Source organism: Gilvimarinus gilvus (assembly GCF_030518155.1).
GTDB lineage: Bacteria > Pseudomonadota > Gammaproteobacteria > Pseudomonadales > Cellvibrionaceae > Gilvimarinus > Gilvimarinus gilvus.
Genome location: NZ_JAULRU010000066.1, coordinates 1 through 583, shown reverse-complemented (window position 1 = coordinate 583; position 583 = coordinate 1). Strand labels below are relative to the sequence as shown.

The following is a 583-nucleotide window of genomic DNA, read 5'->3' as shown; positions in this document are numbered from 1 at the left end:
CGTTGGGCCCGATAACGGTGTGAATGGTGCCGGCGCGCACGTTGAGGTCCACGCCCGCGACCGCCTTGAACGGCCCGTATGCCAACTCCAGCTGGCGGGTTTGCAGGAGGTAGTCGCTCATCACAAGGTCTCCTTGGTCTTGGCCTGGGGTTTGTCGTGGGAGGCACGGCTAGCGAGCAGGCGCTTGGCCAGTTCGGCCAGGCCGCCCCACAGGCCACCGCGCATGAACACCACGACCAGGGTCAGGATCACCCCAAGCAGCATCAGCCAGCGTGGCCACAGTTCGGACAGCACATCGCCCAACAGCACGATGGCACCGGCCCCCAGCAGCGAGCCGAACAGCGAGCCGGTACCGCCGACAATGGTCATGATCAGAATGTTCTCGCTCATCATCAGGTCGATGTTCGACAGCGGCGCAAAATGCAGCAGCATGGCGTACAGCGCCCCGGCAATCCCGGTGATGGCGCCCGACAGCATGAACACCAGGATCTTGAAATGGCGGGTGTCATAGCCGATGGCAGCAGCGCGGGTCTCGTTCTCGCGGATGGCCAGCAGGGTGCTGCCGAACGGCGAGCGAATGACC

The 583-nt window shown here is 64.2% G+C and carries 1 protein-coding gene; it reads right to left on the bottom strand.

Features of this window, described 5'->3' with window-relative positions; genetic code table 11:
- Positions 1-120: 120 nt before the first annotated feature.
- On the bottom strand, positions 121-583 hold a 463-nt coding region (locus QWI17_RS00310; protein WP_302720508.1), incomplete at its 5' end, for a branched-chain amino acid ABC transporter permease.